Source organism: Paenibacillus larvae subsp. larvae (genome assembly GCF_002003265.1).
Lineage (GTDB): Bacteria > Bacillota > Bacilli > Paenibacillales > NBRC-103111 > Paenibacillus_H > Paenibacillus_H larvae.
Genome location: NZ_CP019687.1, coordinates 2,977,804 through 2,992,660 on the forward strand (window position 1 = coordinate 2,977,804; position 14,857 = coordinate 2,992,660).

At 45.3% G+C, this 14,857-nt stretch carries 14 protein-coding genes and 1 other annotated feature; all 14 genes read right to left on the reverse strand.

The window, feature by feature from the left end:
- Window positions 1–4 precede the first annotated feature (4 nt).
- The 14 genes from rpsG to sigH all read right to left on the reverse strand — a co-directional run bounded on the left by rpsG (window position 5) and on the right by sigH (window position 14,779).
- The gene (gene rpsG, locus BXP28_RS15505; RefSeq protein WP_024095388.1) at window positions 5–475 is read right to left on the reverse strand and encodes a 30S ribosomal protein S7; all 471 of its coding nucleotides are present in this window, start codon (window positions 473–475) and stop codon (window positions 5–7) included.
- A 47-nt stretch (window positions 476–522) separates the two neighbouring features.
- The gene (gene rpsL / locus BXP28_RS15510; RefSeq protein ID WP_036655500.1) at window positions 523–942 is read right to left on the reverse strand and encodes a 30S ribosomal protein S12; all 420 of its coding nucleotides are present in this window, start codon (window positions 940–942) and stop codon (window positions 523–525) included.
- Window positions 943–1,107: 165 nt separating this feature from the next.
- Window positions 1,108–1,359 carry a ribosomal L7Ae/L30e/S12e/Gadd45 family protein gene (locus BXP28_RS15515; RefSeq protein ID WP_023482176.1) on the reverse strand — a complete coding sequence of 84 codons (252 nt, stop codon included), beginning with the start codon at window positions 1,357–1,359 and terminating at the stop codon, window positions 1,108–1,110.
- Window positions 1,360–1,524: 165 nt separating this feature from the next.
- On the reverse strand, window positions 1,525–5,148 hold the full coding sequence (rpoC, locus tag BXP28_RS15520; protein WP_077585128.1) for a DNA-directed RNA polymerase subunit beta': 3,624 nt from the start codon (window positions 5,146–5,148) through the stop codon (window positions 1,525–1,527).
- Window positions 5,149–5,249: 101 nt separating this feature from the next.
- Window positions 5,250–8,786, reverse strand: coding sequence for a DNA-directed RNA polymerase subunit beta (rpoB, locus tag BXP28_RS15525; protein WP_036657203.1), 3,537 nt, complete (start codon window positions 8,784–8,786; stop codon window positions 5,250–5,252).
- 554 nt (window positions 8,787–9,340) lie between these two features.
- Window positions 9,341–9,940 carry a class I SAM-dependent methyltransferase gene (locus BXP28_RS15535; RefSeq protein ID WP_023482179.1) on the reverse strand — a complete coding sequence of 200 codons (600 nt, stop codon included), beginning with the start codon at window positions 9,938–9,940 and terminating at the stop codon, window positions 9,341–9,343.
- A 275-nt stretch (window positions 9,941–10,215) separates the two neighbouring features.
- Window positions 10,216–10,584, reverse strand: a complete 369-nt coding sequence (gene rplL / locus BXP28_RS15540; RefSeq protein WP_023482180.1) for a 50S ribosomal protein L7/L12 — start codon at window positions 10,582–10,584, stop codon at window positions 10,216–10,218.
- A gap of 47 nt (window positions 10,585–10,631) precedes the next feature.
- Window positions 10,632–11,147, reverse strand: coding sequence for a 50S ribosomal protein L10 (rplJ, locus tag BXP28_RS15545; RefSeq protein ID WP_023482181.1), 516 nt, complete (start codon window positions 11,145–11,147; stop codon window positions 10,632–10,634).
- Window positions 11,148–11,256: 109 nt separating this feature from the next.
- Window positions 11,257–11,398, reverse strand: a sequence feature (ribosomal protein L10 leader region).
- A gap of 58 nt (window positions 11,399–11,456) precedes the next feature.
- Complete coding sequence (gene rplA / locus BXP28_RS15550; RefSeq protein WP_036655512.1) at window positions 11,457–12,149, reverse strand: 50S ribosomal protein L1; 693 nt, start codon at window positions 12,147–12,149, stop codon at window positions 11,457–11,459.
- A gap of 77 nt (window positions 12,150–12,226) precedes the next feature.
- Window positions 12,227–12,652: a 50S ribosomal protein L11 gene (gene rplK / locus BXP28_RS15555; RefSeq protein WP_023482183.1), complete on the reverse strand. Its 426-nt coding sequence runs from the start codon at window positions 12,650–12,652 to the stop codon at window positions 12,227–12,229.
- A gap of 266 nt (window positions 12,653–12,918) precedes the next feature.
- On the reverse strand, window positions 12,919–13,452 hold the full coding sequence (gene nusG / locus BXP28_RS15560) for a transcription termination/antitermination protein NusG (RefSeq protein ID WP_024095397.1): 534 nt from the start codon (window positions 13,450–13,452) through the stop codon (window positions 12,919–12,921).
- A gap of 23 nt (window positions 13,453–13,475) precedes the next feature.
- Window positions 13,476–13,688 carry a preprotein translocase subunit SecE gene (secE, locus tag BXP28_RS15565; RefSeq protein WP_024095398.1) on the reverse strand — a complete coding sequence of 71 codons (213 nt, stop codon included), beginning with the start codon at window positions 13,686–13,688 and terminating at the stop codon, window positions 13,476–13,478.
- Between the two features lie 18 nt (window positions 13,689–13,706).
- Window positions 13,707–13,856, reverse strand: a complete 150-nt coding sequence (gene rpmG / locus BXP28_RS15570; protein ID WP_036655517.1) for a 50S ribosomal protein L33 — start codon at window positions 13,854–13,856, stop codon at window positions 13,707–13,709.
- A gap of 278 nt (window positions 13,857–14,134) precedes the next feature.
- Window positions 14,135–14,779, reverse strand: a complete 645-nt coding sequence (gene sigH, locus BXP28_RS15575; RefSeq protein ID WP_036657205.1) for an RNA polymerase sporulation sigma factor SigH — start codon at window positions 14,777–14,779, stop codon at window positions 14,135–14,137.
- Window positions 14,780–14,857: the final 78 nt, after the last annotated feature.

Here is a 14,857-nt window from a genome sequence, read left to right on the forward strand (position 1 = left end):
AATCCTACCAACGGTAGTGAGCAAACGCCTTGTTTGCTTCAGCCATTTTATGAGTATCTTCACGTTTTTTAACAGAAGAACCCGTATTGTTGCTTGCATCGATAATTTCGTTTGCAAGTCTCTCTTCCATAGTTTTTTCACCACGGAGACGAGAGTAGTTTACTAACCAGCGAAGACCAAGAGTGGTACGACGCTCAGGCTTAACTTCAATTGGCACTTGGTAGTTGGCACCACCTACACGGCGAGCTTTAACCTCAAGTACTGGCATGATGTTTTTCAGAGCCTGTTCAAACACTTCCATCGGTTCCTTACCAGTGCGGTCTTTCACGATGTTAAAAGCATTATATAGGATAGTTTGGGCTACTCCTCTTTTACCGTCGATCATGATACGGTTAATCAGACGGGTAACCAGCTTACTATTATAAATAGGATCTGGCAAAACGTCTCTACGAGGTACTGGACCTTTACGAGGCATAGTTTATCCCCCTTTCTTCAAAAGTCATTCTAGATTTTGTTGATCCATTATTTCTTTTCTTTAGGTTTCTTGGTACCGTATTTGGAACGGGCCTGCATACGGTTGTTCACTCCGGAAGTATCCAGTGCACCACGAACGATATGGTAACGTACCCCCGGAAGGTCTTTTACCCTACCTCCACGAATCAATACAACACTGTGTTCTTGCAGGTTGTGACCGATACCCGGAATGTATGCTGTTACCTCAACACGGTTAGTCAAGCGTACACGAGCATATTTACGGAGCGCGGAGTTTGGCTTCTTAGGAGTCATGGTACCCACACGAGTACATACACCACGTTTTTGCGGAGCGCTGATATCCGTAGCCTCTCTTTTCAGAGCATTGTATCCTCTTTGAAGAGCTGGGGATTTGGATTTAACCACCTTCGCTTGGCGTCCTTTACGGACTAACTGATTAATTGTTGGCATTTCGCCACCTCCTCTCTCATCTTTTAAAAGGAATCCTCTATCGCAAGCCCACAGATCCAGGCATGTCATAAATGGACAAAGGAAAAGTTTTTGTTTCCATCCCACAACAAAACAACGATTTCTCTTTATTTTGCTGTCGAGCATTTCCACAAAAACGGCTATGCACTACTCTTTGGCTATTGCTGCAACTGCAGCACCGACCTCAATACCGCAAGCTTTACCAAGCTGCTTCATGGAGTCTACATAGGTAACCTTAACGCCCATTTTCTTGCAGAGGTTAACCATCTTCATTGTCATTCGAGGATCTGCATCCCCGGCAACAAATACTTCATCGGCTTTACCAAGCTCAATAAGTTTTGTTGCTTGTTTGGTGCCAATGCTAATATTCGTCGCCTGTTTCACTTTATCATAAGACACGATTCTGTTCCTCCAAAGCACAGGGAAATAAAATCATCCTAGGCACACTTTGATATATTAGCATTTTGCTATTAGGGTGTCAAGAAGATTACCTGCCTTTCCAGAACAAAATCTTTCTGAAAAGGCAGGCGATTATTCTCTTCTTTTTTTACCGTCAAAACAAATTTATTCTACAGCAACAGTCTCTTTCTCATCCGTTAGTTCCTCCGGAACCAGCTCGCCGTTCGCATCTGTAATGCGTATATTCCGATAACGCTGCATACCTGTACCAGCAGGAATCAGCTTACCGATAATAACGTTCTCCTTGAGACCGAGCAGTTGGTCCACTTTCCCTTTAATCGCTGCATCCGTAAGGACACGGGTAGTTTCCTGGAAGGAAGCTGCGGAAAGGAAAGAATCTGTTTCAAGAGATGCTTTCGTAATACCAAGCAGAATCGGTTTGGCTACAGCAGGTTCACGGCCTTCCAGCAGAGCCGTTTTGTTTGCTTCTTCATATTCATGCATGTCAACAAAGGAACCTGGCAGAAGGTTAGTATCACCCGCATCGACAATCCGGATTTTGCGAAGCATCTGTCTGATCATAACCTCAACGTGCTTATCGTTAATTTCTACCACTTGGTTCCGGTATACGCGCTGAACTTCCTGAAGAATGTAATTCTGTACTCCGCGGATTCCTTTAATGCGAAGCATTTCTTTCGGGTCAATAGAACCCTCCGTCAATTCATCCCCTGCTTCGATATGATCATTTACCGCAACACGGATGCGCGAACCGAATGGTACGGAGTATACGCGGGATTCGGCCTCTCCTTCTACTTCAATCTCACGGCGATCTTTAGCTTCACGAATATCTTTAACCATACCGTCGATCTCAGTGATAATCGCCTGCCCTTTCGGATTACGTGCTTCAAAAAGTTCCTGAATCCGAGGCAAACCTTGGGTAATATCATCTCCGGCAACCCCACCGGTATGGAAGGTACGCATCGTAAGCTGGGTACCTGGTTCACCAATGGATTGAGCCGCAATAATACCAACAGCTTCGCCAATCTCAACATGCTGGCCAGTAGCCAGGTTTCGTCCATAGCATTTTTTACATACCCCATAGCGGGCACGGCAGCTCATGACAGAGCGAATTTGAATTTTTTCAACACCGGCCTCAACAATGCGGCTCGCCAGATTAGCATCAATAAGCTCATTGCGATGGACAATGATCTCTCCCGTTTCCGGATGACGCACGGTTTCGAAAGCATAGCGGCCTTCGATACGGTCAAACAGATCTTCAATAACTTCTTTACCGTCTTGAATTTTGCTGACCACAAATCCTTTGTCCGTTCCACAATCTTCTTCGCGCACAATAACATCCTGGGCCACGTCAACCAGACGGCGGGTAAGGTAACCGGAGTCTGCTGTACGAAGCGCCGTATCCGCCAGACCTTTACGGGCACCGTGTGTGGAAATGAAGTACTCCAATACGGTCAGACCCTCACGGAAATTGGATTTAATCGGGAGCTCGATAATTTTACCAGCCGGGTTTGCCATAAGCCCCCGCATGCCGCCAAGCTGGGTAATCTGGGATTTGTTACCCCGTGCTTTGGATTCTACCATCATGTTGATACTGTTGTATTTATCCAAGGATTTCATCAGGATATCCGTAATATCGTCCTTCGCTTTACTCCAGATCGCGATAACACGGTCATAACGTTCGTCGTCTGTAATCAGACCACGGCGGTACTGGTTTGTGATAGTTTGGACTTTTTGTTCGGATTCCTTCAGAATTTCTTGTTTTTCTTTTGGTACAATAACATCCGCAACCGCTACTGTAATTCCTGCTTTTGTCGAGTAAGTGAAACCAAGCTGCTTCACTTTATCCAGGATGATAGAGGTCTCGGTTGTATGATATTTACGGAAGCACTCTGCAATAATTGACCCGAGATAATCCTTACCAACCGCTTTGCATTCAGGCAGTTCTTCCATCTTAGCCCGAATGTCACTGCCCTTTTCAAACGCAAAATAATCATCGCTAGGACCGTGCATCAGGTTAGAAGTCGTAGACTGGTTGATATATGGGAAATCTTTCGGGAAGATTTCATTAAAGATAATTTTACCGATGGTTGTAATAAGATAAGCGTCTTGCTGTTTATCAGTAAAACTTATTTTGTTCAGGGCTTTGGCCGGAATTGCTACCCTTGCGTGCAGTTCGGCGGTTCCATTCTGATAAACGGAGAAAGCCTCGTGAACAGAACGGAGAATCATGCCGCTTCCTTTGGCATGCTTGTTATCAGTAGTCAGGTAGAAACTTCCGAGAACCATATCCTGAGATGGTGTGACGACCGGCTTTCCATCTTTAGGGTTCAAAATGTTGCCGGCTGCCAGCATAAGAATGCGGGCTTCAGCCTGGGCTTCAGCCGATAAAGGTACGTGAACCGCCATCTGGTCACCATCAAAGTCAGCGTTATAGGCCGTACATACGAGCGGATGCAGCATGATGGCGCGTCCTTCTACCAGAATCGGTTCGAACGCCTGAATACCCAGTCTGTGAAGAGTAGGCGCACGGTTAAGCAGAACCGGATGTTCTTTAATTACTTCTTCAAGCACATCCCAAACTTCCGGACTTACGCGTTCTACTTTTCGCTTTGCACTTTTGATGTTATGGGCCAACTGCTTGTTTACCAGCTCTTTCATAACGAAAGGCTTAAACAATTCGAGTGCCATTTCTTTAGGCAGGCCGCACTGATACATTTTAAGGCTAGGTCCTACAACGATAACGGAACGTCCAGAATAGTCTACCCGTTTACCCAGAAGGTTTTGACGGAAACGTCCTTGCTTCCCTTTCAGCATATGGCTGAGGGATTTTAGCGGACGGTTGCCCGGACCAGTTACCGGTCTGCCGCGCCGGCCATTATCGATTAACGCATCGACAGCTTCCTGCAGCATCCGTTTTTCATTTTGTACGATGATATCCGGAGCACCAAGATCCAACAGTCTTTTCAGACGGTTGTTCCGGTTGATGACACGACGGTACAAGTCATTCAGGTCGGAAGTGGCAAAACGGCCGCCATCAAGTTGTACCATCGGACGAAGTTCCGGAGGGATAACAGGAAGAACGTCCAGGATCATCCAATCCGGTTTGTTTTTGGAGTTACGGAATGCTTCCATGACTTCCAGACGTTTTATCGCCCGATTTCGGCGCTGGCCTTGAGCAGTTCTCAGCTCTTCTTTCAGCACATCCACTTCTTTATCAATATCAATATCTTGCAGAAGCTTTTTCACGGCTTCCGCACCCATTCCCGCCTGGAATGCATAACCGTACTTCTCACGGTAGCTGCGGTACTCTTTTTCGGAAAGCAACTGCTTTTTCTCGAGCGGAGTATCTCCCGGGTCCGTAACCACATAAGATGCGAAGTAGATAATCTCTTCCAGGGAACGGGGAGACATATCGAGCGCTAGCCCCATGCGGCTAGGAATACCTTTGAAATACCAAATATGCGAAACAGGAGCCGCCAATTCAATATGACCCATACGCTCACGGCGCACTTTTTGTCTAGTTACTTCCACGCCACAACGGTCACAAACAACGCCTTTATAACGGACACGCTTATATTTACCGCAATGGCACTCCCAGTCTTTTGTTGGTCCGAAGATCTTTTCACAGAAAAGACCCTCTTTTTCCGGTTTTAGCGTCCTGTAGTTGATGGTTTCAGGCTTTTTCACTTCCCCGCGGGACCAAGAACGGATCTTATCCGGTGAAGCCAAGCCGATTTTCATAAACTCGAAGTTGTTAACGTCCATCAAGGAGCAACCCTCCTTTTAGAATGTGTAAACTGTTTTGAATCATAGCAAGGGCCCGGAGGCCCTGCTTATTGGCTGATTGATCTTGTGCATTCAACAGAGAATTACTCTGCCCCCATTTCTGCACCTTCCAGGTTCAGATTGAGTTTATCACTGCCGGCATCATCTTCATCGTCCAATTCTTTCATTTCGATCTCTTCTTCATCACCGGAAAGAATCTTCACATCCATACCAAGACTTTGAAGTTCTTTGATCAAAACTTTGAAAGATTCTGGAACACCTGGTTCTGGGACGTTTTCGCCTTTGACAATGGATTCGTAAGTCTTCACACGACCGACCACGTCATCGGATTTGACTGTCAGAATCTCCTGGAGCGTATACGCCGCACCATAGGCTTCTAAAGCCCAAACCTCCATCTCACCGAATCGCTGACCACCAAACTGCGCCTTACCACCAAGCGGCTGTTGGGTAACAAGCGAGTAAGGGCCAGTGGAACGGGCATGGATTTTATCGTCGACCATGTGTGCCAATTTGATCATGTACATAACCCCGACGGTTACTTCACGTTCAAATTCTTCACCGGTCCGGCCGTCGTACAACTTCGTTTTACCGTTTCGTTGCATACCTGCTTCTTCCATCGTATCGAACACATCGTATTCATGTGCACCGTCAAATACCGGCGTTGCCACATGAATCCCCAGTTGTTTGGCAGCCATACCTAAATGGACTTCAAGTACCTGACCAATATTCATCCGGGATGGTACGCCCAGCGGGTTTAGTACGACCTCAACCGGAGTCCCGTCTGGAAGGAACGGCATATCTTCTTCAGGCAGGATTCTTGCGATAACCCCTTTGTTACCGTGGCGTCCTGCCATTTTATCCCCTTGGGAAATCTTACGTTTCTGGGCGATATAAACACGAACCAGTTGATTCACACCTGGTGGCAGCTCATCGCCGTTTTCATGTGTAAACACTTTGACATCAACCACAATTCCGTCTGTTCCATGAGGAACACGGAGGGAAGTGTCACGGACTTCACGGGCCTTTTCACCGAAGATAGCATGCAGCAAGCGTTCTTCTGCAGTCAGTTCTGTTACTCCTTTTGGTGTAACCTTGCCTACAAGAATGTCTCCTGCGCCAATCTCAGCTCCTACGCGGATAATTCCACGCTCATCCAGATTCTTCAGAGCGTCCTCCCCAACGTTAGGAATGTCTCGCGTTATTTCTTCAGGACCAAGTTTGGTATCCCGGGCTTCAGACTCATATTCCTCAATGTGAATGGAAGTGTAAACATCCTCTTTCACAAGTTTCTCGCTCAGCAGAATCGCGTCCTCGTAGTTATAACCTTCCCAGGTCATGAAAGCTACCACCACGTTTCTTCCCAGTGCCAGTTCACCCTGTTCCGTCGATGGTCCGTCTGCAAGAATATCCCCTGCTTTGACACGCTGTCCTTCAAGCACAAGCGGACGCTGGTTAATGCATGTTCCCTGGTTGGAACGCATAAATTTATGAAGCTTGAATTTCGTAATATTACCGGAAACTAATCTGCCGTCGACCTCTTCCTGGCGACGAAGCCAAATCTCATTTCCGGAAACCTTCTCTATAATCCCGTCATGCTTTGCAACGACACATACACCAGAGTCTTTTGCCGCTTTATATTCCATGCCTGTTCCTACAAGAGGAGCTTTAGGCATCAGAAGCGGAACGGCCTGGCGCTGCATGTTGGATCCCATCAGCGCACGGTTGGAGTCGTCATTTTCAAGGAACGGAATCAGGGCCGTTGCGACGGACACAACCTGTTTAGGGGATACGTCCATATAGTCAACACGTTCTTTAGGCAATGTGAGAATTTCATCTTTGTAACGGACATACACATTATCAGCCGCAAAAGTCCCATCCTCATTCAATTCAGCGTTTGCCTGGGCTACGACATAATTATCTTCTTCGTCTGCCGTCATATAGACAATCTCATCGGTAACCACTCCTGTCTTAGGGTCCACGCGACGGTATGGGGCCTCAATAAATCCGTACTCGTTAATCCGTGCAAATGTAGACAAGGAGTTAATCAACCCGATATTTGGTCCTTCAGGAGTTTCAATCGGACACATACGGCCATAGTGAGAGTGGTGAACGTCACGAACTTCAAAACCTGCCCGTTCACGAGTCAAACCACCCGGTCCCAGAGCAGAAAGACGCCGTTTGTGTGTCAATTCGGCGAGCGGATTGGTTTGATCCATAAACTGGGAGAGCTGGGAGCTGCCGAAGAACTCTTTTATCGAAGCAATGACCGGACGGATATTAATCAGAGCTTGCGGCGTAATTACATTCGCATCCTGAATGGACATTCTCTCACGAACCACACGTTCCATTCTGGAAAGACCGATACGGAACTGGTTCTGCAGCAATTCACCTACAGAGCGGAGACGGCGGTTCCCCAGATGGTCAATATCATCTGTGTTTCCAATACCATGAAGTAAATTTATAAAATAATTAATGGAGGAAATAATATCCGCAGGGGTAATATTCTTTACATTTTTATCAATTACACCATTGGAAATTACCTTCACTACTTTGCCGTCCTCAATTGGCGAAAATACGTCAATGGTTTGCATTGGAATATGATCTGATTCCAACACACCATTAGGAACGCTGTATTCCTTAAAACCGACTCCCTCTTCCAGGCAGGGAAGAATCTCATCCAGAAGGCGGCGGTCAACAAGCTGCCCGGCTTCTGCAATAATCTCACCCGTTTCCGGATGGACAAGCGTTTCCGCCAAGCGCTGGTTAAACAAACGGTTTTTAATGTGCAGCTTTTTGTTGATTTTGTAACGGCCCACATTTGCCAAATCATAGCGTTTTGGATCAAAGAAACGGGCGTAGAGCAAGCTTCGAGCGTTATCCAAAGTAGGCGGCTCGCCTGGACGCAAACGTTCATAAATCTCGATCAGAGCCTTATCTGTCGAGTCCGTATTGTCTTTATCAAGGGTATTGCGAATATATTCATCATCGCCAAGAAGATCAAGAATCTCCGCATCCGTACCAAACCCGAGTGCTCTGAGAAGAACAGTTACCGGGATTTTACGTGTACGGTCGATACGGACATAAATGATATCTTTGGCGTCAGTTTCCAGTTCAAGCCATGCTCCGCGGTTCGGAATCACGGTAGCGGTAAACGCCTTTTTACCGTTTTTATCCACTTTCGTGTTATAATAGACACTGGGAGAACGAACCAGCTGTGAGACGATAACCCGTTCTGCACCGTTAATAATGAAGGTTCCTGTTTCCGTCATGATCGGGAAATCTCCCATAAAGACTTCCTGCTCTTTGACTTCTCCTGTTTCCTTGTTGATGAGTCGAACCTTAACTCTGAGCGGAGCAGCATAAGTGACATCACGCTCTTTGGAATCATCGACGGTGTACTTAGGTTCACCTAAGCTATAATCAATGAACTCCAGCACCAGATTCCCCGTAAAATCCTGAATCGGTGAGATATCCTGAAACATCTCACGCAGACCCTCATCCAAAAACCACTGGTATGATTTTTGTTGGATTTCAATCAGGTTAGGGATCTCAAGCACCTCATTAATTCGTGCATAAGTCCTGCGTTTACGTCGACCATATTGAACAAGATGTCCCGCCAACTTCATTCACCCCTCAAGTCTATAAAAATAAATAAGAAAAACTTCAATCGAAATCTCTGGCCCGTATGAGGCAAAGCTTCGTTCTCCCTTAATCCCCCCTATCTCATACCTGAGACAAGAAAAGGACATTAAGAAAAAAACGGATTGATCACACTCAAGCTCTGTATTTGTCCCAAAACTCCTATCATTTCCCCGGCCCCAACTTTTAGCGAACTTCCAATTATCCGCATGCTGACGCACAAGAAAAACAATAAGCGCGCTCTTTCGTTCAGGAAATTTCACAAATAGCTCATTACCTGTTCTGTAAAAGCGCCCGTACAGTGAGTAGAGGTTTTTCTTGTTGATTCAGTTAAGATCTTCCATATATTTCTTCTATCTTGTTAGAGTTGCCCAAAATTCAAACATTATACGTCAAACGCTTAAATTTTATGCATCCTCTAAAGAAAAAACTTGACATTTTGTCAGCTAAAGAGATCACGCCCATCTTAATACTGACGTTTCTTAATGATACCACAATGAAAATGTCAAGTCAAATATTTTTCTTTAAAGAAGGATTACTGCTTGATAGCCTGAAAAATACGATAACCCTTCTCTTTGGTCACTTCATGAACCTGTCTGAATAACTGTTCTAGTTTGGCATAAGCGGATGGTGCCCCTTGCTTTTTTTGAATGACAACCCACAAAGAGCCGCCTGGCTTAAGGCAATCAAAAGAATCGGAGAAAATTTGGTGGACAACCTGTTTCCCTGCACGAATGGGAGGATTCGTCAAAATTACATCAAACTTCTGATCCCGAACATGCTCAAATAAGTTGCTTTGCAGGATCGTTACATTGGAAATGTGATTATTCCTGGCATTCAGCTTAGCCAGTTCCACTGCTCGCTCATTGATGTCGATCAAGGTAACATGGCCGGCCGGGCAAAGTTTCGCAGCCGTTAACCCTATAGGACCATAACCGCACCCTACATCCAGAATTCGGGCATCTTTGGGCAATTCCATTGCCGATATCAAAACGCGACTGCCAAAATCGACTTCTTTTTTAGAAAACACTCCAGCGTCCGATTGAAACGTAAAAGCAATTCCCCGGAGTGAGGCATGAATCGTCTGTATTTGACTGTTGACGGTCGGCTTTTTGGAATAATAGTGTTCTGTCATACAGATTTCCTCCAATACAAGCGGAAACGACTTGGTCGTCCCAATCGGGGACGGTGCTCCTTCCCACAGTGAAAGATAAAACCAGTATAAAAAAACTTTCTACCTTTCTTAGCTTTCAAGGGGAAGAGGCTTGAACCGTGCATAGAACGGTGGCGTTTTCCCAAGACAATGGATATTAAGCGAAAAACCGTATCCATCTATACGGTCAACCTGCTGATATATGAACGAACCTCCTGAAGCCAAGCTTCAAGAGGTTCGTCTTCGTTCAAGACCAACTATTTCAGTTCTACGTTTGCACCAGCATCGGAAAGTTTAGCTTGGATAGCTTCGGCTTCTTCTTTCCTAACTTTTTCTTTGATGGCTTTAGGTGCGTTATCAACCAATTCTTTAGCTTCTTTCAGACCAAGACCAGTGATCTCGCGAACTACTTTAATAACATTGATTTTGGATGCGCCTGGGTTAGTCAGGACTACATCAAATTCGGATTGCTCAGCAGCAGCATCAGCACCACCAGCAGCGCCACCCATAACAGCTACAGGGGCAGCAGCAGTTACGCCGAATTCTTCTTCGATTGCTTTTACAAGATCGTTCAGTTCAAGTACAGTCATGCCTTTAATGGCTTCAAGGATTTGCTCTTTGCTCATGGTTAAACCTCCATTATCTTAAATGATTAAATAGTTTTGGGTGAAAATTAAGCTTCAGCTTCGACTCCGCCTTCTTGCTTCTCTGCAACAGCTTTAACTGCAAGAGCAAAGTTGCGCATAGGGGCTTGAAGAACGCTAAGCAGCATGGACAGAAGACCCTCTCTGGAAGGCAGTTCTGCCAGGGCTTTAATTTGGGAAACATCTACAACCTTACCTTCAACTACGCCAGCTTTAATTTCCAAGTTCTCATGTTTTTTCGCAAAATCACTCAGAATTTTAGCAGGAGCCACTACGTCTTCTTTACTGAATGCAACAGCTGTTGGGCCTACAAAGTGGCTGTTCAGATCACTCAGGTCCACATTTGCAGTTGCGCGACGCAGAGTAGTGTTCTTCAAAACTTGAAATTCAACGCCTGCTTCACGAAGTGCTTTACAAAGCTCAGTCACTTCAGACACATTCAAACCGCGATAATCGGTTACGATCGCGCAGGAAGATTCTTGAAATTTCGAAGCCACTTCGGACACTTGTTGTTCTTTCATCGCAAGAACTTTTGCATTTGCCATAGTTTACACCTCACTTCTTCAGCATCTTGATCTGCTTATACAGATTCTATATCCAAGCATTTCTTAAACCGCCATTGGCAACACCTCTTGAGGGGCTTGACAATGGCTAAAGTAAATTAAGAAATGCCTTCGTAGACGACACGAAGGCATGACGGCATTCAATCGAGAAGATCGAATCATATATCATAACACCTCGGCGGGATATTAAGCCTTTCGGCACCTGCTGTCTACGGTTTTCATATTCAATTTCATAACAATCTTAACTAGGTTAGTACATTTTGACCGATGATGTCAAATGGCAATCATTTCCTACCTGAAAGATTGTAGGTTCACACGCACACTAGGTCCCATTGTAGAGGAAATAGCAACGCTTTTCAGGTATATACCTTTTGCAGCGGCCGGTTTCGCTCTTAACAAAGCATCAATCAGCACCTTGAAGTTTTCGTTCAGCTTCTCAGCGTCAAAAGACACTTTGCCCAGTGGAGCATGGATTTGTCCTGCTTTATCCAGGCGGTATTCAATTTTACCCGCCTTGATCTCTTGAACAGCTTTCGCTACGTCGAAAGTAACGGTACCTGCTTTAGGGTTAGGCATCAAACCTTTACCACCCAACAGACGTCCGAGCTTACCAACTTCGCTCATCATGTCTGGAGTCGCTACGCAGACATCGAAGTCAAACCAGCCTTGCTGAATTTTGTTGATCATATCTTGATCACCTACAAAATCCGCACCAGCTGTTTCCGCTTCTTTCGCTTTTTCGCCCTTCGCAAATACAAGGACGCGTTTGGTTTTACCAGTTCCGTGCGGCAATACAACAACGCCACGAACAGCCTGATCTTGTTTTCTTGGATCTACACCAAGACGAACCGCTACATCGATAGTCTCGTCGAATTTAGCCGAAGCTGCCTTTTTAACAAGCTCGATCGCTTCAGCCGGCTCATAAGTAGCATCTGCATTAATGAGCTTAGCCACTTCATTATATTTCTTACCGTGTTTAGGCACGTTCTTGTCCTCCTTTGTGGTATTAACGGATAATCCTCCCACTATGTGCGCGGCACTAGGCCGGCTTATAAATGGAATTAGTCTTCAATAGTGATACCCATGCTGCGGGCAGTACCTTCAACCATACGCATAGCAGCTTCAACAGATGCAGCGTTCAGGTCGGGCATTTTTTGCTCGGCAATTTCACGGACTTTGTCACGCTTAACAGTTGCGACTTTCTTCTTGTTCGGCTCACCGGAACCTTTTTCAATACCTGCAGCGATTCTAAGAAGAACCGGAGCCGGCGGAGTTTTGGTGATGAACGTGAAGGAACGGTCTTCAAATACTGTGATTTCAACCGGAATAATCAGGCCGGCTTGATCGGCAGTTTTTGCATTGAATTCCTTACAGAAAGCCATGATGTTAACACCTGCTTGACCCAGTGCCGGACCAATTGGCGGAGCAGGATTCGCTTTCCCTGCTGGCACTTGCAGTTTAACAATTTTGATTACCTTTTTTGCCATGTGAGACACCTCCTCGCGCGTAATGTGGTACAGGCGGGTATATAACCCTCCCACCAAGCAAACGACTTCGGTCACCCCATAACAGGATGATGCCGTTTTGCATGAAAAGATAAGATGTTATAAGAGATTCTCATACTTCCTACCTTTTGACAAAGGCCTACCCTACACATTAGTTGAATAGACCCAGGGAAACTATATATCCATTATCAGAAGCAAGCCATAAACGGCCTGTTCTGAGAATGCAAAAAAACCGGAGAATCAATCTCCTAAAGCTTCTCCACCTGATCAAAATCAAGTTCTAACGGAGTTTCTCTGCCAAACATATTGACATGAACTTTCAACTTGCTCTTCTCGGGTATAATTTCCTCTACTGTTCCGACAAAGTTGGCGAATGGCCCTACTTTCACCCGAACAGTTTCCTTCAGATTGAAATCAATCTTCGGTTTAGGTTCTTCAATACCCATATGCTTCAAGATCTGATCTACTTCTTCAGGAAGCAAAGGAGTTGGTTTAGAGCCGGAGCCGGTAGAACCTACAAAGCCGGTAACCCCAGGAGTGTTGCGGACAACATACCACGAATCATCGGTTTGAATCATTTCAACCAACACGTAGCCGGGGTAAACTTTACGCATGACGGTTTTTTTCTTGCCGTCCTTGTTTACCAGCTCTTCCTCCATCGGTACAAGCACACGGAATATTTTGTCCGTCATGTCCATGGATTCTACGCGCTTCTCTAAATTGGCTTTAACTTTGTTTTCATACCCCGAATAGGTATGGACGACATACCATCTTTTTTCCATATCTTCCACCTAATATTCCTGATTTATTTGAACACAAGTCGCAGCAACTCAGAAATGCCCAGGTCTAATAGGAAAAAGTAGATCGTCACGAAGGCTACCGTTGCCAGAACGACAATGGTATAGCTAGTCAACTCTTTACGGCTTGGCCACTTCACTTTTTTGAGTTCAGCCCAGCTCTCACCAAAGTAAGAGAAAGTTGACCCAAAGCCACGTTTTACTTTAGCCAGAAAAGCCATTAACTACACCTCCACAGACTACCTGGTTTCACGATGAGCGGTATGTTCATTGCAATATTTGCAGAATTTCTTTAACTCCATACGGTCTGGATGGTTGCGCTTATTTTTATCGGTTGTATAGTTTCTCTGCTTACAATTCGTGCATGCCAATGTAATGATAACCCGCATGATGTACACCTCCCGAGACAAGCTCCGTATTCAGTCCTAAAATTGCCCATACTAAAATAAGCGAGATTTCAGGCTACCTGCAATAATTTATCACAATGCGCATGTAGTGTCAAGGAAAAGATACCTGGTAAAAGGCTGCTCCCTGCATTCTTAATAGTATTCCATTATTCACGGGGGCCCTGCAGATTAAACCTAAGCCCCCTTAACCTAACCATCATTCATCTTTCTTATTTAGAATAAAAAACACCCCTACTTGCTTACAAGATAAGGGCGCCATTCTAAATGTCTCTTATTTCCAAATAGCGTTCGAGCTTTCGTTTGACTCTTTGTAAGGCATTATCAATCGACTTGACATGACAGTCCAGATCTACCGCAATTTCCTGGTAGGAACGTCCATCGAGGTAGAGCATTAGAACTCTTCGTTCCAAATCACTTAGGATTTCGCCCATTTTATCCTCAAGCCCGCTGAATTCCTCCTGATTAATAATCAGTTCTTCAGGATCCGTCACCCGTGATCCACAAATTACATCCAATAGGGTGCGGTCGGAATCTTCATCGTAAATAGGCTTGTCTAATGACACGTACGAATTGAGAGGAATGTGCTTTTGCCGTGTTGCCGTCTTGATCGCGGTGATAATCTGCCGGGTGATGCATAATTCGGCAAATGCCTTAAAGGAGGCCAGTTTATCTCCACGGAAGTCACGAATGGATTTATACAATCCTACCATGCCTTCTTGTACGATATCTTCACGATCCGCTCCTATCAAAAAATAAGAACGGGCTTTGGCCCGAACGAAATTCTTGTATTTGTTAATCAAATACTCGAGAGCTTCGCTGTTCCCCGCACGGTATTCTTCCACGATATCTTCGTCAGTCATAAGATCAAAGGTGGACATTCTTAGTTCTTTGAGGTCAACACTCACTAACAATCCATCCCTCCGGCTTGCAAAACGCGATTGATTTGCACTCTAAGGATAGGATAAGTATACATTATGTAATCT